Below are 18,712 nucleotides of genomic sequence, written 5' to 3'. Positions count from 1 at the left end.
AGGTCGTCCAGGACGGTCACCTGGTGTCCCGCCTCCAGCAGGTGGGCGGCGACCACGCTGCCGACATAGCCGGCGCCACCCGTGACCAGGTACTTGCGGGCGGCGCTCATGACGCCACCTCGCGCAGCCGCTCGGCGGCCGTCTCGGGCGACACGTCGTTGACGAAGGCGTCCATGCCGGACTCCACGCCGGCCAGGTACTTGAGCTTGTCGGCGGTCCGCCGGATGGTGAACAGCTCCAGGTGCAGGGCGAGTTCCGCGCCGTTGGTGGCGGGGGCCTGGTGCCAGGCGGAGATGTACGGGGTCGGCGCGGCGGGCCCGTCGGCGCCGGGTGCGGTGAACAGCCGGTCGAAGCGGCGCAGCAGCTCCAGGTAGACACCGGGGAACTCGGCGCGCTCGGCCTCGGTGAGCTGGGTGAGGTCGCCGACCCGGCGGTTGGGGTAGAGGTGCACCTCGTAGGGCCAGCGGGCGGCGAACGGCACGAAGGCGGTCCAGTGCCGGCCGGTGAGGACGGTGCGCCGGGGGTCGCCGCGTTCGGCGTCGAGCAGGTCCTCGAAGAGGTTGCGGCCGGTGGTGGCCCGGTGCTTCGCGGCCTGCTCCACCATCCGGGCGGTGCGCGGGGTGGCGAAGGGGAAGGCGTAGATCTGGCCGTGCGGGTGGGCGAGCGTGACGCCGATCTCGGCGCCGCGGTTCTCGAAGCAGTAGACCTGCTCGACGCCCGGCAGCGCGGAGAGTTCGGCGGTGCGGTCGGTCCAGGCGTCCAGGACCAGCCGGGCGTGCGCCTCGTCCAGGGCGGCGAAGGACGACTGGTGGTCGGAGGTGAAGCAGACGACCTCGCAGCGACCGGTGCCGGCCAGGGCGGTGCGCAGCGGGTCGCCGGCGGCGCCCTCGGGGGCGGGGCTGTCCGCGGCGAGCGAGGGGAAGCGGTTCTCGAAGACGGCGACCTGGTAGTCGGCGTCGGGGATCTCGCTGAACCGGCCGTCGCGGGACGGGCAGAGCGGACATTCGTCGGCCGGCGGCTGGTACGTCCGGGCCTGGCGGTGGGCGGCGACGGTCACCCAGGCGCCGGTCACCGCGTCGCGGCGGATCTCCGAGCGGTTGGCCGGGGCCTCCAGGGGGCGGAGGTCCGCGGTGCCGCGGTGGGCGGGCACGTCGCTGTCGAAATAGATCAGCTCGCGCCCGTCGGCGAGCTTGCTGGTCGTCCTGATCACGGCTTCCTCTCGGCGGGGGTCCCGGGCGGCGAGTGCCTCGCTCCGCCAACGGACTGTGGCACCACATAATCAAACATAAATGAGCAAAAAGCAACGGTGGTGAATCGGGAACCTATGGCGAGCCTGGCACGGCGGGCGACGGTCGCGCCAGGACGGACACGCGGGGCCCGAGGGGCCGGTGCCGCGGGGCCGGGCGGACGCCGGGGAAGCGCGCGGGTCCAGGCGGTTTCGCGGGTCGCGACGGTGCCCGAGGGGGCGCGCGGACCGCGCCGGGCGCGCCCGGCGGCCGCCCCAGGACGTGCCCGGGCCGCGGTTCGCCGCAGCAGCGGGTCGAGGACGGCCAGGTCAACACGTTCCACCAGCAGCGGGCGGGCGAGCCCCCGGACACGACCGGAAGGAGGCGCTCCGCCGTTCGATCCTGTTCTCCCCTGCGCTACGTTGGTGGCCGGCAGACCCGGCCGACGGCGCACAGGCGCGCCGCGCGCGGCCGTGGGCGGGACAGGGACCGGAACGGGGAGCGTCGTGGCGGATCAGGGCATGCTGGCGCAGCAGCGTCGGGCGCTCATCCTGGAGTACGTCCGCAGGGACGGCGCCGTCCGGGTCGCCGACCTGGTGGAGGAGCTCGGCGTCTCGGACATGACCATCCGCCGGGACCTCGACGCGCTCGCCCGCAGCGGGGGAGTGGAGAAGGTCCACGGCGGCGCCGTCGCGGTGACCGGACCGACCGCGACCACCGACGAACCCGGCTTCGAGGCCAAGTCCACCCGGGAGTCCGCGGCCAAGGCGGCCCTCGCGGACGCGGCCGCCGCCCTGGTCGAGCCCGGCACCGTCGTCGCGCTCTCCGCCGGCACCACGTCCTTCGCCGTCGCCTCGCGACTGCTCACCGTCCCCCGCCTGACCGTCGTCACCAACTCCCTGCCCGTCGCCGAGCTGCTGCGCACCGCCCGCCGGGAGCTGGGCGACGCGGCGCCGACCCTGCTGGTCACCGGCGGCAGCCCGACGCGCTCGGCGGCGCTGGTCGGGCCGCTGGCCGACCAGGCGATCCGCAGCCTCCACATGGACCTGCTGATCCTCGGCACGCACGGGGTCTCCGAGCAGGCCGGGCTCACCACCCCCAACCTCGCCGAGGCCGAGACCAACCGGGCCCTGGTGGCCGCCGCGCGCCGGGTGGCGGTGGTCGCGGACCACACCAAGTGGGGTGTGGTGGCACTGAGTTCCTTCGCCACGCTGGCCGACGTGGACTGCTTCGTGACCGACGACGGGATCTCCGGCCAGGCCCGCGCGGTGCTGGCGGACACGGTCGGCGAACTCGTCGTCGCGCCCGTCCCCAAGGACTGACCCGTTCCCGAGGACTGACCCGTTCCCGAGGGGCGACCCGTTCCCAAGGACTGACCCGTTCCCGAGGGCCGACCGGCCGTGCCACCGCCGGTCCACGGCGGTCACTCCGGCGGCCGCGGCCCCCGCGGGAGCGGGCCCGGCTTCCTGCCGTCGTTCTCCGGGGCGCCGGGGGTGGTGATGATCAGCTTGCCGACCCGCTCCGCGAGGACGGCACGGGCCTGCGGCGGCATCCCGTCGTCGGTGACGAACCAGCCGATCTGGTCCAGGTCGGCGAAGGTACTGAGCCCCGTGACGCCCCACTTGGTGTGGTCCGCCGCCACCGCGACGCGGCGGGCGCGCGAGATGAACATCCGGTTGGCCTGGGCCTCCGCGAGATTGGGGCTGGTGAGCCCCTCGTTCTCGGTGACCCCGTGGGTGCCGAGGATCAGCAGGTCGACGTGGAGCGAGGCGATGGCCTGGTCGGTGATGGGCCCGACGAGGGCCTCGGAGGGCGTCGCACTGCCGCCGGTCAGGAGCACGACGGGTGGTCGCTGGGCGGTGTCCGGGGCGCCGCGCACCAGGCGCTCGATCGGCAGCGAGTTGGTGAGGATGATCAGGTCCGGGACGTTCAGCAGCTGGGTCGCCACGGCGTGCGTGGTGGAACCGCCGCTGAGGGCCACCACCGTGCCGGGTTCGACCAGGGCGGCGGTCGCCTCGGCGATGGTGGCCTTGGCCGCCGATTCGAGGGTGGACTTCACCTCGAAGCCGAGTTCCTGGGCGGTGCCGGCGGTGACCGCGCCGCCGTGGACCTTCTCCACCGCCCCGGACCGCGCCAGGGCGTCGAGGTCGCGCCGGATCGTCATGTCGGAGACCCCGAACGCGACGGACAGGTCGGACACCCGCACGGCGCCGTCGCGCCGGACCGCCTCCAGGATGAGGGCGCGGCGCTGCTGGGCGAGCAGCCCCTGATCGGGCATCACCATACTGTGGTCAGCTCCCTCGGGCGGATCGGATACGGCTCCATCGAGACGGTCCCGTCGAGGACGGCTCCGTCGAACGCGGTTCCGGGACGGGCCCGGTGGTGAGTCGGAGGCCAAGCGGCCGGTACGGAACCGCCGGTGGCACCCGGTCCAGTCGGGTACCACCGGCAGTCTGTGGCGAGCGGGCCGACCCTCGGCGGCCCTCGCCCTTCCCCACGGGCGCGACCGGGGCGGTCCGTTCGTCGAACGGGCGCCGCCGTCCGGGCGGGTGCGGAAGTCGGCCGACCCGGCACGGCCTCCGGGCCGATCGGTCCGGAGGCCCGGGCCCGGTGTCTAGGCGGGGAGGCCGATGGCGCGTTCGCCGTTGCGGCGCTGCTGGATGACGACGGCGGCGACGAGGAGGGCTCCTTGGGCGACGTTCTGCCAGAAGGAGTTGATGCCTTCGACGGTGAGGCCGTTCTCGAGGCAGCCGAGGAGGGCGACGGCGAGGAGGGTGCCGCCGATGCCGCCCTTGCCGCCCTTGAGGGCGCAGCCGCCGAGGGCGGCGGCGGTGATGGCTTTGAGTTCGAGGCCTTCGCTGCCGGAGGTGGGTTGGCCGGAGCCGGTGCGGGCGGTGAGGAGGATGCCGGCGAGGGCGGCGACGATGCCGATGAGGGCGTAGACGGAGACGAGGTATTTGTTGATGTTGATGCCGGCGAGGCGGGCGGCGGTGTCGTTGCCGCCGATGGCGTAGATGTTGCGGCCGATGTCGGTGTACTTGAGGAGGAGGTGGACGGTGGTGGCGACGAGGATGAGGAGCCAGACCATGACGGGCAGGCCGGCGATCTTGCCGCGTCCGAGGAAGACGAAGAGGTCGTTGTTGAGGACGTAGCCCTGGGCGCGGCCGTTGGAGACGAGTTGGGCGATGCCCTTGTAGGCGGCGAGGCCGGCGAGGGTGGCGATGGTGGGGTTGACGCGGCCGTAGACGATGATGACGCCGTTGAGGATGCCGACGGTGATGCCGATGCCGATGGCGGCGGCGATGCCGGCGAGGGCGTTGGAGCCGGCGGAGGTGAAGGCCATGGCGGAGACGACGGAGGCGATGCCGACCTGGGAGCCGACGGAGATGTCGAGGCCGCCGCAGATGATGACGACGGTCTGGACGACGGCGAGGAGGCCGGTGATGGTGGCGGCCTCGGCGATGACCTGCATGTTGGTGATGCTGAGGAAGTTGTCGTTCAGGATGCCGAACAGGGCCAGGACCAGGACGAGGGCGCCGATCAGGCTCAGGTTCTGACCGCCGATGGAGGCCAGGAGCGAGGCGCGGTTCTTGGTGGGCCGGTGTGGTGCGCCGTTCTCGGCGGTCGGCCGGGCGGTGGTGGTGCTCATGCGCGGGCTCCAGGGGCGGTCGTCGTCGTGGGGGCGGTGGTCGGCTTGTCGTGGGTGATGTCGTCGGCCATGGCGAGGGCGAGGATGGCTTCCTCGGTGGCTCGGGCGCGGGGGAGTTCGCCGGTGATGCGGCCGTTCTGCATGACGACGATCCGGTCGGCGAGGCCGAGGACTTCGGGGAGTTCGGAGGAGATGACCAGGACGGCGATGCCTTCCTGGGCGAGGTCGGCGATGATCTGGTAGATCTCGGCCTTGGCGCCGACGTCGATGCCGCGGGTGGGTTCGTCGAGGATGAGGACCTTGGGCTTGCGGGCGAGCCAGCGGGCGAGGACGACCTTCTGCTGGTTGCCGCCGGAGAGTTTGCGGACCTCGTGCTCGATGGAGGGGGTGCGCACGCGCAGGCGGTCGGTGTAGTCCTGGGCGAGTTCGCGTTCGGCGCCGCGGCGGACGAAGCGCAGGCGGCGCAGGCGTTCCAGGACGACGAGGGAGGTGTTGTCGCGGATGGAGCGCTGTAGGAACAGGGCCTGGGCCTTGCGTTCCTCGGGGGCCAGGCCGAGGCCGGCGCGGATGACGGCGCCGGGGTTGCCGGAGGGCAGGCGCTCGCCGTCGAGGGTGACGGTGCCGGAGTGGATGGGCAGGTCGCCGGCGAGGGCGAGGGCGAGTTCGGAGCGTCCGGCGCCGATCAGGCCGGCCAGGCCGAGGACTTCGCCGGCGTGGACGCGCAGGGTGATGTCGTGGACGGCGTCGGTGGTGACGCCGCGGACGTCGAGGACGACGCGGTCGGTGGCGACGTCCTGGCGGGAGAACATGCTGCTGAGGTCGCGGCCGACCATGAGGCGGACGAGTTCGCCCTCGGTGGTGGCGTGGGCGTCCTGGACGCCGGCGAGGGTGCCGTCGCGCAGGACGGCGATGCGGTCGGCGAGTTGAAAGATCTCCTGCATGCGGTGGGAGACGTAGATGACGGCGACGCCCTGGTCGCGCAGGCGGCGGATGAGGGCGAACAGGGCGTCGACCTCGTGCTCGGAGAGCGAGGAGGTGGGTTCGTCGAAGGCGATGACCTTGGCGTCGCCGGTCAGGGCGCGCAGGATCTCGACGAGTTGGCGCTGGGCGGGGGTCAGCTGGGAGCCGAGCAGGTCGGGGTCCAGGACGCCGGCGAAGCCGAGGCGGTCGAGGTCGGCGGTGATGCGCCGGCGCAGTTCGGCGCGGTCCAGGCGGCGGCCGGCCCTGCGGGGCAGGGAGCCGGCGTAGACGTTCTCGGCGACCGAGACGTGCGGGATGATCTCGGGTTCCTGGGGGATGATCCGGATCCCGGCGCGGCGGGCGTCGGTCGGTGAGGACAGGGCCAGCGGGCGGCCGTCGAGGACGACGTGGCCCTCGGTCGGCTGGTGGTCACCGGTCAGGATCTTCAGCAGGGTCGACTTGCCCGCCCCGTTCTCCCCCATCAACGCGGTCACCTGACCGGCGGGGAAGTCCAGGGTCACGCCACCGAGGGCCTGGACCGCACCGAACCGCTTGGTGACCTGATGGACACCGACGCTCCCGGTGGCGGGCTGGGCAGTGGGCGGGCGGGGTTCCGGGTTCACGGCAGGGGCTGGGCTCATCGGGGTCACCTTGAGGTCGTGCGGGAGGGTCGGGACGGTCCGCGGCCGGTGGGACGGGGTCGGTGGCGGACCGGGTGGGGGTGGAGCTTCGGGCGGTCCGGCCGGCGGGGCGTCCCCGGCCCGGCGGTGCAGGGGCCGGGCCGGGGAACGCTGCGGCAGGCCGGGGGACGCGGCCCGAACGGGGTCAGCTGCAGGTGACTCCGGCGCTCTGCCAGGTCGTGGCGTCGACCATGGTGGTGGGCGCGAAGGCCTCCTTCGGGAAGTCCTTGCTGTTCTTGAGCTTGTCGTACATGGTCTGCACGGCCAGCGCGCCGACGTCCTTGCCGTTGATGAACAGCGCGGCCTTCATCCCGGTCGGCTTGCCGCCGCTCCAGTCCTTGCACGCCAGGTACGCGCCCAGACCGACCCCGATCACGTGGTCCGCCGAGATGCCCGCGTTCTGCAGCGCCGTCACCCCGCCCTGCACGTTCTCGTCGTTGCAGCCCCACAGCACCCAGTTCTTCACACCCGGGTTGGCCGTCACCGTCGCCGCGATCTTGTCCTGCGCGCCGGTCGGCGTGTTGTCCGTCGCCACGTCGATGTTCTGCACCCCGGGCACCGCGGCCGCGAACGCCTCCTTCGCGCCCTTCACCCGGTCACCGCAGACCGTCACGTCCTGCTTCCACGCCGAGATGACCCGGGTCTCCGCCGGGTTCCAGCCGGCCTTCTTGAACTCCTCACCGGCCCGCTTGCCGACCTCGCCGCCCATCTGGGCACCGCTGAAGCCGATCCGCGAGACCAGGTCGTCCTTCGAGCACGCCGCCGGGTCCGGACCGCTGGCGCAGATCTGGTCGTCCGAGGTCAGCAGCGCCACCTTGGCATCCCGCGCGGTCTGCACGACCTGCGGCCCCACCGCCGGGTCCGGCACCACGATGATCACACCGTTGGTCTTCTGCGCGACCGCGGACTGCACCTCGCTGATGGTCTTGTTCGCGTCGTTGCCGAGGTTGACGACCTTCAGGTCGACCCCCAGCTCCGCGGCCTTCGCCTTCGCGCCCGCCGCCTCCCCGACGAAGTACTCCTGGTCGCCCTGCTTCTGCAGGTAGGTGATCGAGATCTTCCCGGAGACCGGCGCCACCGAGGCGTCGCCCGACTTCACGGACTCCTGACCGGTCGAACAGGCGGTAGCCAGGCCCAGGGTGAGGAGAAGGCCGGCTGCGGCGGCGGCGCGGCTGGTGGGACGGAACATGGGGGAGCTCCTTCGAGGGCGCACCAGCCGCAGGGACGGAACGGGTGCGAGGGAGTCGGGCAGTGGTGCACTTGCTGGTGGAATGCGAGCGGTGGAGTGCGGCGGTGCGCCGACCGGGTGGTGGTTTGAGGCCGGGAGCCCCGCCTTGGCCAGTCAATCGAACGTAGACTGCCAGAAACAAACACTTCCGAACGCGATGGGGATATGACACCTCTGTTTCGGAAACCACGTCAAGGGTGCGGCGGGGTCGAGACCACCTTGTGACGTGCGGCCGGTGGCGGGGCGGACGGGACGGGCAGCCAGGTGGCAAGCCCCGCGGGTCAGCCGGGGTTTCGCCGGGCGATCCCGGATCCGGACCGGTCGTGCCCGGTCGCCCGGTCCGGATCCGGCGGTAACGCTTCGGTAAACCCCCGGGACGGTCGGGGGCGACGGCGCTCCACCCCTCACGACCGCCGCAGGTGGACGGTCGCCTGCCGAGTCGCACGCAAGGAGAACAGTGAGAGAGCCCTCAGCGCCCTGGACCGCCTTCGAGCCTCGCGGCCGGCTGCCCCAGCCAGGCGAACAGGCGGCCGCGGACGCGCTGCCGTCGCTGCCCGAGGAGTGCCGGCGGGAGATCCTGCGGGCCGTGGTGCGGGCCGCAGGACAGCGGGAGCTGCCGTCCGCGGCCGCCGCCGCCGTGACCGCGCCCCAGGACGACTCCGCGGACGTCCGCCGCGCCCGCGCCGTCGCCGTCGCGGTCCGGACCTGTCGGTACCTGGCCGCTCGGCAGGGCGGCGCGGACGGGCCGTCCTCCCCGCCGCCCGGGGCACCCGCGCCGTCCTGTCCCTCCTGTTCCGTCGGCGGGCGCCCACCGCGGCCGGGGGCGATGTACGGAGGCGACGACGAACCCACGGTCGTCCTCGAACGAGTCCGCACCGTGGCCCGCGCCGAACGGCCGGCCCTGTCATCGGCCCCGGTCGTCGGCCCGGGCCGCGACTCGCGCCGCGTCCCGTGGTGGAGCCTGGCGCTCTCGGCCGCCGCGCTGGTCGGCGGTACCGTCGCCATCCAGCAGGAGGGCCGGGAGGCACCCAGACCGGGTACGGCCTCGGTGCCCGGTGCCACCACCTCGGAGGCCCCGCCCGGCCCGACGGCGAATCCGGCCGTTCCCGGGGTGAGGAGCACGGCGGGCGGCGGGGCGGGGGAGAGCGGGACGGCGGAGCGCGGGACGGCGGGGCCGACGAAGGGGCTCGCCGGTTCGGGGCCGACCGGGCCCGGCAGCCCGAAGCCGTCCGCGACCGGGCAGACCTCCGCGGCCCCGGTGGCCACGGGGCCGCAGGCGTCCGGATCCGGGGCACCCACCGGCCCCCCGTCCGGCGGTCCGGCGTCCGATGGCCCGACCGAGCCCCGGGCGGGCCGGACCTCGCCCGGGCCGACTCCCACCGGGACGCGCAGGCCGGCCTCGGAGCCGCCGCCCACGCTGCCGACCACCCTGGTGCCCGCGAGCCCGTCCGTGCCGGTGGTGGTGGTACCGTCGTCGGCCCCGCCCAGTCCGGTCGGCACACCCCCGTCGACTCCGGAGCCTCCGGCGGGCAGTCCCACCGCCACGGACCCGCGGTGACGTAGGGCCGCCGGGGGTGGGGGCGCAGTTCCGAAGAGGCATCAGGTATACGATTTCGTGCGGCCTTTCGGTAGTTTGGCCCCCTGCTGGGGTGCTGTAGCTCCGAAGGGGTGTCAGATAGACGATTCCGCTTTGGGCTGTCCAGTGATCGCGGACGCTCCCGCCCGGGCCTTCGGTGGCCCACCGGCCGTCGCCCTCGGGCGGCCTCCTCGACCGCGGCGCGTGCCGAGCCCCCGGTGAGGCGGATGCACTGTCGCACGCGGTACCCCCCCGGCGCGGGTGCGCGCCCGTGACCGATCCGACTCCGTGACCGATCCGACCCCCGTGTCCGATTTCGACTCCGTGACCGATCCGACCCGAAACCGACTCCGCACGCACCCGCTCCGTCGCCGCGGCCCCGGCGGGCGCCCCGGAGCGAAACAGGCCCCGGGGGTCGCCCCCTCCCCGGCGCCGGGAACTGCCGTGCTCACCCCGAAGGGACCCTCATGCCACGCCGCTCACGCCCGCTCGCCGCACTCGCGGACCAGCCGCCGACGTCCGAACCCGACACAGCGGAGGAGCCCGGCGCGGACGACCCGGCCGCCGAGAGCGACGCCCGGCTGACGGCGCGGCTGCGGGGCGGCGACGACCGGGTGGTCGCGGAACTCTACGAGCGCCACCACCGGGCGGCCCTGCACTACGCGCGGATCGTCACCGGCCGCGCCGAGAGCGCGGAGGACCTGGCGAGCGAGGCCTTCGCCCGGACCCTCGCGGCGGTGCGGGCGGGCGCGGGGCCGGACGAGAACTGGCGCCCGTACCTGCTGGCCGTGGTCCGCAACACGGCGATGGCCTGGTCGACGGCAGACCGGCGCACCCTGCTCACCTCGGACTTCGGCGACTGGGCCGACCGGCAGGAGCAGGTGCTCTCGCCCGACGAGCTCTTCGCGGCCACCGCCGAGCGGCAGTTGGTCGCCGAGGCGTACCGGTCGCTGCCGGAGCGCTGGCGCACGGTGCTCTGGCACACCGTCATCGAACAGCGGCCGCCGGAGGAGATCGCACCGCTGCTCGGTCTCACTCCCAGTGGCGTCTCCTCGCTGGCCTTCCGCGCCCGTGAGGGGCTGCGGGAGGCCTACCTGGTGGCGCACGTCCGCCGCGCCGCGTCCCCCGACTGCGCGGCGCACTCCCAGGAGATCGCGGGCCTGGCCCAGCGCCCGTCGAAGCGGACCACCAAGAGGTTGGCCCGCCACCTCGACGAGTGTGCCGACTGCCGCTCGTGCCTGGCCGAGATGCGGGACGTCAACGGGCGCCTGCGGGCGGTGGGGCTCGGCTTCTTCGTCCTGTGGGACGGCGGTCACCCGCTGGGCTCAGGCGGCGGCGCGCTGGCCGCCACAGGGCACGGGGCCGGCACCGGGGTCGGGGTCGGGGCGAAGGCGGCGATCGGTGCGGCGGTGGCCGGGGTCGCCGCGACCGCGGTGCTGGTCACCATCGCCACCGGCTCCGGCCCGGTCGGCTCCCGGCCGGGCGCGTCCTCACCGCCGCAGGCGCGGATCGGGGCGGCCGCCCCGCTCGGCACCGCGGCCGCCGAGGCACCGCCGACCGCCGACTCCGCCCCGACTCAGACGCCGGCCGGCCCGACGCCGACCCCGGCCGCCCCGGTCTCGGGCCCGGCCTCCCCGCTTACCGGTCCCGCCACCGCCGGCACCCCGTCGGCGGCGGACCGGGCGAGCGCCACCGCCCGGGCCTCCGCGCCGGTCACGAAGTCCACGGCGTCGAAGGCGCCGAAGGGAACGGGCGGCGGCCCGTCGGCCGGGGTCTACACCGACGCCAACGGCCCGACCCCCGCGCCGGGGGACCGGGTGGTGCGGCTGCGGCTGCCGGCGCTGAACAGCTGCGTGGACGCCGAGGACGTCGACACGGTCGACGAAGAACTGCCGTACCGCGACGCCTGCGCCGCCGGGAACACCCAGAGCTGGTACCTGCGGCCCCAGCCGTCGGGCACCGGGTACTCCGTGATCAGCGCCGGGAACGGCGGCTGCCTCGACTCGACCGGTGGCGCCGCCGCGCAGGTCGTGCAGCACCCGTGCGGCAGCGGCCCCGGCCAGGTCTGGCAGACGGTGAGCCTGCCCGGCGGCGGGACGGGCCTCCAGCAGCGCCAGTCCGGTCAGCTCGTCGGCGCCGCGGGCACGGGGGCCGCCGAGGACCTGTTCCGCCTCTACCCCCAGTCGTGCGGCGCGGACGCCGCGTGCAACGGCAAGGTGGCGTTCCAGCTGTAACCGTTCCCCGGGCGTTCGGGCAGCACGCCCGGGGGACATCCGTCAGCGCAGCAGGGACCGGGGCGTCGGCACGACCCGGGTGACCACGGACTTGTCGAGGAACAGCAGGTCGGCCACGGCCGGGCCGAGTTCGGCGACCCAGCGGTCGCTCTCGTAGACGGCCGCGTACGCCTCGACGCGGTGCGCCTCGTCCTCGAAGCGGCGGATCCAGACGTAGCCGTCGGGGTGCTCCTCGTCGACGAAGGACGCGGTGATCACCATCCCCTTCGAGCTCTGGAAGGGGATGACGGTCCGCTCCATGAAGCGCAGCCATTCCTCCCGCCGACCGGGCTTGGTGAGGTAGTGGCGGATCTCGTAGAACATCGCGGGTGCTCCTCGGAAAAGGGGGGTCGGTGGGCGGCGGGTCCGGCGACGGCTCAGGAGCTGAGGTCCAGGACGAGCTTGCCGCGGGTGCGGCCGGTCTCGCCCTGGGCGTGGGCCGGCGCGGCCTCCGCCAGGCCGAAGACCTGCTCGACCTCGACGGCCAGCGCACCGCCGTCGATGAGTTCGGCGAGCTGGGTCAGGCCCGTGCCGTCGGGCTCGACCAGGAAGGCGCTGCTGCGGACCCCGAGCTCCGCCGCGGCGGCGTGCAGCTCGGCGGAGACCCCGGAGGGGACGGCGACCAGCAGGCCACCGGGGCGCAGCGTCCGCAGCGAGCGCGTGCTGGTGCCCTCGTGCTCGTCACCGACCAGGTCGAGGACCACGTCGACGTCGGTCACGACGTCCTCGAACCGGGTGGTGGTGTAGTCGACGAGCCGGTCCGCTCCCAGCCCGGTCAGCCACTCGTGCCGTCCGCCGCGGGCGGTGCCGATCACCTCGGCGCCCAGGTGCTTGGCGATCTGCACCGCGAAGTGCCCGACGCCGCCGGCGGCGGCGTGGACCAGGACCCGCTGACCGGGCCGGATCCCGGCGGTGTCCACCAGGGCCTGCCAGGCGGTGAGGGCCGCCAGGGGGACGGCCGCGGCCTGGACGTGGCTCAGCGTCGCGGGCTTGCGGGCGAACTGGCGGGCCGGCGCGGTGACGAACTCCGCGTAGCCGCCGGCGGCCCGGGGGAACCACGGCATCCCGTAGACCTCGTCGCCGGGCCGCAGCGTGCTCACCCCGAAGCCGACCTCCTCCACCACACCGGACACGTCCCAGCCGAGGACGAAGGGGGGCTCACCCAGCACCCCGGCCATCCCGCCGCCGGCCCGGGTCTTCCAGTCCACCGGGTTGACGCCGGCGGCCCGGACCCGGACCAGTACCTCCGTCGGCAGCGGTTCGGGGCGCGGCACCCGCTCGACCTTCAGTACCTCCGGGCCGCCGAAGCGGTCCTGCGTCACCGCGCGCATCGAGTTCACGGACATGATCGACTCCGTAGGAAGAGAACGGCGGGAGGCCCTCGGTGGGCCCGCCCTGCTGATGCCCTCGACGCTATCCAGCGGCATATAGTTACCCGCAAGGTCTACTGCTTCCTGATGGGAAGTGTCCTGGTGAGGAGTGGTTCAAGGTGTCGGAATGCGTGACCGGACAGCACGACCGGCATGACGTCTACGCGGCGCAGTGCCCCTGCCGGGCCATGCTCGACCTGCTGGCGAACAAGTGGTCGGCGCTGGCGATCGGGGCCCTCGGCCAGGGGCCGCAGCGCTTCGGCGAGCTGCAGCGGCGCCTCCAGGGGGTCAGCCCCAAGGTGCTCACCCAGACCCTGCGCCGGCTGGAGGACGCCGCACTGCTGACCCGGACCGTCTACCCGGCGGTACCGCTGCACGTGGAGTACGCGCTCACCGAGCTGGGCCGCAGCGCCGCCGTCCCGCTGAGCATGCTGCGCGCCTGGGTCGAGGAGAACACCGCGCAGCCGCGGACCCGCCCGGGCCGGCTGTCCGAGGCCTGATCACCGGCGGGCGCAGGCACCGGGCCGGGTGCGAGGTAACGGATCGGCATACCCGCGGGACGGGTTCGCGGCCCCCGTCTCCATACCGGCAGACATCGACACGGTGTCAGGTTCCTCCGCGCTCGCCAGAAGGTGATCACTTGTCCACCCGCCGCAGTCTGATCCTCGCCGGTACCACCACACTCGTCCTCTCCACGCTCCCGCTCGCGACAGCGGGCGCCGCCGGTACGGCAGCGCCCGGCACGCCGTCGCCCGGAGCGGCCTCGGCGAGCGCCTCCCCGGCAGGTCCGTCGGCCTCCGCCCCGCGCCTCGACGGCTCGCTGCAACGAGGACTGGAGCCGTCGGTGTCCGGTGTCCCGAAGGACTTCGAAGTCGGTGGTGCGGCAGAGGAGTTCGGCTACACGATCGAGAATCCGTCGACGCACGACTTCGTGGCCTTCCCGCTGCTGAAGTTCAAGAACACGACCGGTGACCTCCGCACGGCCGACCTCAGGGTCGAGTACCAGCTGCCGGGGCGCACCGACTGGCTCAGGGGCTCACAGGCCCCGGGCAGCGAGGGCGTGGACGACGGCGTGCTGGTGGTGCTCGGGGGCAGGGACGGCGACAACGTCGCGGACGACGCGCTCGTGGCGGTCCGCAAGGGCAAGTCCGTCGCCCTCAAGGTCCGGGTCTCCTTCTCCGCCCAGGCGCCGGTCGGCAGGGCCGGCGTGGCTCCGGTGCTCTTCGCCGCGCAGCTCGACGACGCGACCGGGCAGCCGGTGGACAAGGGCAGTTACGGCTGTGCGTGCGGGGTGGGGTGCGCGGGCTTCCGGATCAAGGCGCCGGCACCGGTCGCCACGGCGTCCCCCACCCGGGTGCCGTCGCCCTCCGCGACGGCGTCGCGCCCCGCCACCGCGCCGCCCACCGTCACCACGCCGCCCACGGCTCCCGCGGTCACGCCGTGGCGGACGGCCACCCCGGCGCCCAGCAGTGCGGCGCCCACCGCCCCGGCTCCCGCCGCCACCCCCGTGGCGACGCCCACCACGCCCACCACGTCCGCGACGCCCTCGGCCACCGTCAGTCGCCCGACCGCCTCGCCGACCCACGCGCCCTCGCCCACGCCGACCGTCGCCGTCCCGACCGTCGCCGTCCCGACCGTCACCGCCCCGGCCGTCACCGCCCCGGCCACCACTCCCGCCGTGACGACCCGTCCCACGACGCCGTCCACCTCGTCCTCCGCCCCGGCGCCCGCGCCGTCCGTGTCAGCGCCGTCCGCGTCCGCCGATCCGGTGGGCGACGGCCCGCTGCCGCTGCCGGTGCCCATCGACAACCCGACCATCGCGCCGCTGAGGATCCAGCCGGCGGCGGTCGTCCAGGCGACGACCACGGCGGACGCCGTGGAGCGGAACCTGGCCCAGACGGGCGGCGGTGACCACCAGGTGCTGATCACCGGAGCCGGTGTCGCCACCCTCGCCGCGGGCACCGGTGTCCTGCTGCTCCTGCGCCGCCGCCGGGCGGCCCGGCACGGCTAGCGGCGCGGTCGCGGCACCCACGGTGTGACGCCGTGGAACCCGGGCCGGTGGCGCCCTCCCGCGCGCGCCGCCGGCCCGGCCGTGCCGTACCCGCCCACGGGGAGGCCGGCCCGGGGACGGCCCCGAGCCGTCCCCGGGACGGACAACGTCGAACGCCCTGACAGGACAGGAATCATCGTGCTATCTCGTCCGAATCTGGCCGGTGCCGTGCTCACGGCCCTGGTGGCCGTCGGCCTCGTCGGTGCGCCGGAGGCCGCCGCCGCGTCGGTGGCCTACGATTTCGAATCCTCCGACGGCTGGCCCTACATGGCGCTCAACGGCTTCGGCCGGGTCTCCGCCGTCCCCGCGCCGGCCGGCGGCTCGGGACGGGCCGCGCGGTTCAACGTGCCCAACGACGGGCGCTCGTTCAAGACCGAGCTGGTGATGAAGAACCTCGGTGCGGGAAGTCATCGCTTCTCCTTCGGCAACTACCTGCCGAACGACTGGCCCCGTGAGGACTTCGGCACCATCGTCGCCCAGTGGTTCAGCACGCAGGGGGACGACAACGACGGGGTGAAGCCCGTCGTCGCACTCTCGCTGAACGGCCAGGCCTGGCTGCTGAAGGTGCACTGGCTGGAGGGGGTGGAGGTCCGGGAGACGGTCGTCCCGCTCGGGACGGTGCAGTTCGGCCACTGGAACCGGTGGGTCGTCGACATCACCTGGTCGACCCCGTCGTCGCCCGGCTCCGTCGTGGTGGTCCGGGACGGCGTGAAGGTCGGATCGCACACCGGGGAGAACAACTACCACCGAGGGGAGGCACCGCACTTCCGGATCGGGATCTACCGCCCGACCTGGCGGCCGGAGAAGAAGGTGACGCACTCCGTCGGCGGCCCCGACGCCGTCCTGTACGTCGACGACGTCTCGATCACGGACGTGACCGCGGGCGCCGCCGCGCCGCCCTCCCCGGTGGCGAGGACCACGCCACCGCCGGAATCCGTCACCGCTGCGCCGTCCGCACCCGCTCCGACGGCCTCGCCGAAGCCCTCGCCCTCGCCCACCGCCGCTCCGACGGCGACCCCGAGCCCGACGCCCTCCGGCGAAACGGCGGCCCCCGCCTCGCAGTCGTCGCCGGAGCCGGACGACGCGATGACCCGCGCCGAGGCCGAGGCCGCGCTGCCGGTCTCGGTCGGGACGACGGCCGCCCCGGCCGAGGAGCCGTCGCCCACCGCCGCGTGGATCGGCGGCGCGACCGCGTTCACCGCCCTCGCGTGCGTCGGCGGGGTGGTCCGCCGCCGTCACCGGGGGACCGGCCGGCGCAGGCGGCGGTGAGCGGCGCCGCCGGGCCCCGGGCCACCGGCCGTCAGCCCTGGGCCGCCGGCCCGGGCCGGCACCGGGGCCCGGCGGCCGGCTGTTCGAGGGCGGCCCTGGTCCGGTCGCCGAAGACGGAGAAGCTGCGCTCGTCGCCGCGGATGCCGGCGGCCTGCTGGAATCCGGTCAGCATGCGCTCGGTGACGGCGTCGAAGCGCCCCTGCACGAATCCCGGCTCCGGCGTGCACCCGGCCCTGATCAGCAGTCGCTGCAGTGCCGTCACCTCCGGCCCGCTGTCGCCCCGTCGGAGCGGCCGGGCGGGCGGTGGCGTCGGGGCGGACGGCGAGGCGGTCGGGGCCGGGGCGACCGGTGGCGTCGGTGCCGCGGCCGGTGTGCTGGGCGTGCTCACCGGGGCCGGTGCGCCGGCGGTCGTCGGCCGGCCCGCCGTCGGCCCGGGGACGGTCGCCGGGGGAGCGAGCGCGGGGGCGGACGAGGGCGTCGCCGGTACGGTCCTGGACCTGCTCGGGGTCGCTGCCGCGGTGGGCCGGGCCGACGGCGACTCGCGGGCCGGGGGCACCGGTGCGGCACTCGGATCCGTCGGGTCCGGCGCGATCGTGTCCAGGACGGTGGCCGAGGTCCCGTCGGGCGTCGGCGACCCGGTGACCCGGCTCGACGGCGGTTCGGCCATCGCCAGCCCGAGGGCCAGCGCGACCGTGCCGATGCCCGCGGCGCCGATCGCGAGGCGCCGGCGGGCGAGGTGGCGGTTCGGTCCGGTCCGGCGGTGGGCGGGGCCGATGACGATCTCCACCGGCGGCTCCTCCCGGGGCGCCACCCGCACGTGGTCCGGCCCCGGGCCCACCGGGGCGGTGGTCGCCCGGTGATCGGCGGACACCGGGCGGAACCGGGCCAGCAGGCCCTCGCTCAGGTGACCGGCCTCCCAGCGGCGGACGGCCCGCAGGTCGGTCATCGCCCGGTGACAGCGGTCGCAGAGCGGCAGATGGGCGGCGAGTTCGACGGGAGTCGGCGCGTCGGTCGCGGCCGTCTCCCCCAGCAGGGCCGCGAGGTGCCGGCACTGCCGCTCGGGCGCCCCGAGGGCGTGCGCCCGGATGTACGCGTCGGCGAGCCTTCGGCGGGCCGCCGGCGCGGGAGTCGGGACCGTGGCCGGGTCCGCCGCGAGGGCGCGCCACAGTTCCATGGCGGGGAGGTCCGGGAGCTGCCCCAGCGCAGCCAGCAGCGGACTGCTCCCCTCGACGGTGGCGACGACGTCACGGGGGTCCTGCTGCGGTGCCCGGCGCACGGACAGCCAGGCGCGGAAGCCGGGTGACAGGTCGTCACCCCGCCCCGCGGCGGCCCACCCGGCGGCGATCAGGCGCGCCTCGCCGAGCAGCAGGCAGCTCCAGGAGCCACCGGGGAGCCGGTCCCGGTGCGGGGCGTCGAGCGCCCGGTCGAGGACCTCCTCCGCGAGGCCGTGCGCCGCCCGGGGGGTCGCGCACAGCGTGCCCGCGTAGGCGAGCACCAGGTCGCCGTAGCGGCGCGTCAGCTCCCGGGTGGCGGTCCGCCGGGCGGAGCCGGAGAGCAGGAGCTCGCCGAGCTCCGCGTCGGTGAGTGAGGCGAGGGAAGGTGACATGAGGGTCCTCGGTGAGGTCGACCGGCGGCGGTCGCGGACGGCCCGCGAGCCTGCCGCTCCCGGAGGCGTTGTGAACGTTGGAGTCGGGATCGGCGCCGCCGTCCCGCCCTGTTACCCGATCGTGATCCGACGCGGGAGGAGGCGGCTCCGCCGCCCCCGCACACCCGGTCACGGACGTACGGACCCGCGGGCCCGGGACGCCCCCGACTACCCATGACTCCAGGGGCGGGTACCTACGGTTCGGCGCATTCGGGGGAAGTTGGGTGGCCTCGGCGCTGGGCCCCGCCCCCGCCTCCGACCTTTGCTGGGTCCAGGAGTACCGCCCGCGCAGTGAGCGGGCGACGTCCGAGAGGGAAGAACACCATGACCCACCGCATCCGGCCGGTCGCGAGCCGCTCCACCGCCAGCTACCTGCGCTGCTACCCGTACGACACGGTGTACCTGCTGGACTACTGGCGGCTCCTCGCCCGCTACTCCGCCGAATCCGGGCTGGGCGACGCGACCGTCTTCATGGACAACGGCCGGCGCTCGACCGACGACCTGACGGCGCTGGCCGATCTGACCCGCGCCGTCGAGGAGGGTCTGTGCACCACCGTGCTGATCCCCGGCCCCTTCGTGTTCTCCCTGGACGACGCGGAGGCCGGCGCGGCCGTCCGCAGGCTGGAGGAGGCCGGGTGTCGGGTCGTCGAGATACCGCGCCCCTCGTTCTGGAACGAGGCCCCCGAGCTGGTCGCCGTCCCCTGACGGAGTAGGAACGAGGCTCCCGAGCCGGTCGCCGTCCCCTGACGGCGTAGGAGCGACCGCGTCCGGCGGCGGCTGTACTTT

General features: G+C 74.6%; 15 protein-coding genes. 6 read left to right on the top strand and 9 right to left on the bottom strand.

All coding sequences use genetic code 11. The features are described from left to right. Nucleotides 1-110 (bottom strand): NAD-dependent epimerase/dehydratase family protein (locus ABZ497_RS28060; RefSeq protein ID WP_359809192.1); only part of this gene is annotated, 110 nt, incomplete at its 3' end. Then, nucleotides 107-1,210, bottom strand: coding sequence for a galactose-1-phosphate uridylyltransferase (galT, locus tag ABZ497_RS28055; protein WP_359809186.1), 1,104 nt, complete (start codon nucleotides 1,208-1,210; stop codon nucleotides 107-109). The genes galT and ABZ497_RS28060, both read right to left, overlap by 4 nt. Before the next feature lie 537 nt (nucleotides 1,211-1,747). Here galT and ABZ497_RS28050 point away from each other — a divergent pair. Further along, nucleotides 1,748-2,548: a DeoR/GlpR family DNA-binding transcription regulator gene (locus ABZ497_RS28050; RefSeq protein ID WP_359809190.1), complete on the top strand. Its 801-nt coding sequence runs from the start codon at nucleotides 1,748-1,750 to the stop codon at nucleotides 2,546-2,548. 101 nt (nucleotides 2,549-2,649) lie between these two features. Here ABZ497_RS28050 and ABZ497_RS28045 read toward each other — a convergent pair whose 3' ends face one another. The 4 genes from ABZ497_RS28045 to ABZ497_RS28030 all read right to left on the bottom strand — a co-directional run bounded on the left by ABZ497_RS28045 (nucleotide 2,650) and on the right by ABZ497_RS28030 (nucleotide 7,704). Then, entirely contained in the window at nucleotides 2,650-3,504 is an 855-nt protein-coding gene (locus ABZ497_RS28045) for a DeoR/GlpR family DNA-binding transcription regulator (RefSeq protein WP_359809185.1), read from the bottom strand. 336 nt (nucleotides 3,505-3,840) lie between these two features. Next, the gene (locus tag ABZ497_RS28040) at nucleotides 3,841-4,875 is read right to left on the bottom strand and encodes an ABC transporter permease (RefSeq protein WP_359809183.1); all 1,035 of its coding nucleotides are present in this window, start codon (nucleotides 4,873-4,875) and stop codon (nucleotides 3,841-3,843) included. Then, nucleotides 4,872-6,476 (bottom strand): sugar ABC transporter ATP-binding protein, encoded by a 1,605-nt coding sequence (locus tag ABZ497_RS28035; RefSeq protein ID WP_359809181.1) that lies wholly within the window; start codon nucleotides 6,474-6,476, stop codon nucleotides 4,872-4,874. The genes ABZ497_RS28040 and ABZ497_RS28035 overlap by 4 nt, the downstream gene beginning before the upstream one ends. 184 nt (nucleotides 6,477-6,660) lie before the next feature. Next, the gene (locus tag ABZ497_RS28030; RefSeq protein WP_359809180.1) at nucleotides 6,661-7,704 is read right to left on the bottom strand and encodes a substrate-binding domain-containing protein; all 1,044 of its coding nucleotides are present in this window, start codon (nucleotides 7,702-7,704) and stop codon (nucleotides 6,661-6,663) included. Between the two features lie 2,082 nt (nucleotides 7,705-9,786). Between ABZ497_RS28030 and ABZ497_RS28025 the strand changes: the two genes are divergently transcribed. Beyond that, entirely contained in the window at nucleotides 9,787-11,553 is a 1,767-nt protein-coding gene (locus tag ABZ497_RS28025) for a sigma-70 family RNA polymerase sigma factor (protein WP_359809179.1), read from the top strand. A 42-nt stretch (nucleotides 11,554-11,595) separates the two neighbouring features. Here the strand turns inward: ABZ497_RS28025 and ABZ497_RS28020 are convergent, their stop codons facing one another. Together ABZ497_RS28020 and ABZ497_RS28015 are read right to left on the bottom strand one after the other, a co-directional pair. Beyond that, complete coding sequence (locus ABZ497_RS28020; protein WP_359809178.1) at nucleotides 11,596-11,916, bottom strand: NIPSNAP family protein; 321 nt, start codon at nucleotides 11,914-11,916, stop codon at nucleotides 11,596-11,598. A 53-nt stretch (nucleotides 11,917-11,969) separates the two neighbouring features. Then, nucleotides 11,970-12,938 (bottom strand): NADP-dependent oxidoreductase, encoded by a 969-nt coding sequence (locus ABZ497_RS28015; RefSeq protein ID WP_359809176.1) that lies wholly within the window; start codon nucleotides 12,936-12,938, stop codon nucleotides 11,970-11,972. Nucleotides 12,939-13,150: 212 nt separating this feature from the next. Here ABZ497_RS28015 and ABZ497_RS28010 point away from each other — a divergent pair, with 212 nt between their 5' ends. The 3 genes from ABZ497_RS28010 (at nucleotide 13,151) to ABZ497_RS28000 (ending at nucleotide 16,281) form a co-directional block, all read left to right on the top strand. Continuing rightward, entirely contained in the window at nucleotides 13,151-13,462 is a 312-nt protein-coding gene (locus ABZ497_RS28010; RefSeq protein ID WP_359809188.1) for a helix-turn-helix domain-containing protein, read from the top strand. Between the two features lie 140 nt (nucleotides 13,463-13,602). Continuing rightward, nucleotides 13,603-14,973: an LPXTG cell wall anchor domain-containing protein gene (locus ABZ497_RS28005; RefSeq protein WP_359809174.1), complete on the top strand. Its 1,371-nt coding sequence runs from the start codon at nucleotides 13,603-13,605 to the stop codon at nucleotides 14,971-14,973. A gap of 177 nt (nucleotides 14,974-15,150) precedes the next feature. Then, on the top strand, nucleotides 15,151-16,281 hold the full coding sequence (locus tag ABZ497_RS28000) for a heparin lyase I family protein (RefSeq protein WP_359809172.1): 1,131 nt from the start codon (nucleotides 15,151-15,153) through the stop codon (nucleotides 16,279-16,281). Nucleotides 16,282-16,312: 31 nt separating this feature from the next. Here ABZ497_RS28000 and ABZ497_RS27995 read toward each other — a convergent pair whose 3' ends face one another. Beyond that, entirely contained in the window at nucleotides 16,313-17,887 is a 1,575-nt protein-coding gene (locus ABZ497_RS27995; RefSeq protein WP_359809171.1) for a peptidoglycan-binding protein, read from the bottom strand. 363 nt (nucleotides 17,888-18,250) lie between these two features. Here ABZ497_RS27995 and ABZ497_RS27990 point away from each other — a divergent pair, with 363 nt between their 5' ends. Then, nucleotides 18,251-18,631 carry a hypothetical protein gene (locus ABZ497_RS27990; protein WP_359809169.1) on the top strand — a complete coding sequence of 127 codons (381 nt, stop codon included), beginning with the start codon at nucleotides 18,251-18,253 and terminating at the stop codon, nucleotides 18,629-18,631. Nucleotides 18,632-18,712: the final 81 nt, after the last annotated feature.

The sequence above is a fragment of the Kitasatospora sp. NPDC005751 genome, from assembly GCF_040630835.1.
GTDB lineage: Bacteria > Actinomycetota > Actinomycetes > Streptomycetales > Streptomycetaceae > Kitasatospora.
This window is presented reverse-complemented; position numbering and strand designations above follow the sequence as displayed.

Excerpts from the sequence above, each read along its gene's own strand:
- ABZ497_RS28050 (WP_359809190.1), top strand. The coding sequence starts at position 1,748 with ATGCTGGCGCAGCAGCGTCGGGCGCTCATCCTGGAGTACGTCCGCAGG.
- ABZ497_RS28045 (WP_359809185.1), bottom strand. The coding sequence starts at position 3,504 with ATGCCCGATCAGGGGCTGCTCGCCCAGCAGCGCCGCGCCCTCATCCTG.
- ABZ497_RS28040 (WP_359809183.1), bottom strand. The coding sequence starts at position 4,875 with ATGAGCACCACCACCGCCCGGCCGACCGCCGAGAACGGCGCACCACAC.
- ABZ497_RS28035 (WP_359809181.1), bottom strand. The coding sequence starts at position 6,476 with ATGAGCCCAGCCCCTGCCGTGAACCCGGAACCCCGCCCGCCCACTGCC.
- ABZ497_RS28030 (WP_359809180.1), bottom strand. The coding sequence starts at position 7,704 with ATGTTCCGTCCCACCAGCCGCGCCGCCGCCGCAGCCGGCCTTCTCCTC.
- ABZ497_RS28025 (WP_359809179.1), top strand. The coding sequence starts at position 9,787 with ATGCCACGCCGCTCACGCCCGCTCGCCGCACTCGCGGACCAGCCGCCG.
- ABZ497_RS28020 (WP_359809178.1), bottom strand. The coding sequence starts at position 11,916 with ATGTTCTACGAGATCCGCCACTACCTCACCAAGCCCGGTCGGCGGGAG.
- ABZ497_RS28015 (WP_359809176.1), bottom strand. The coding sequence starts at position 12,938 with ATGTCCGTGAACTCGATGCGCGCGGTGACGCAGGACCGCTTCGGCGGC.
- ABZ497_RS28010 (WP_359809188.1), top strand. The coding sequence starts at position 13,151 with ATGCTCGACCTGCTGGCGAACAAGTGGTCGGCGCTGGCGATCGGGGCC.
- ABZ497_RS27995 (WP_359809171.1), bottom strand. The coding sequence starts at position 17,887 with ATGTCACCTTCCCTCGCCTCACTCACCGACGCGGAGCTCGGCGAGCTC.
- ABZ497_RS27990 (WP_359809169.1), top strand. The coding sequence starts at position 18,251 with ATGACCCACCGCATCCGGCCGGTCGCGAGCCGCTCCACCGCCAGCTAC.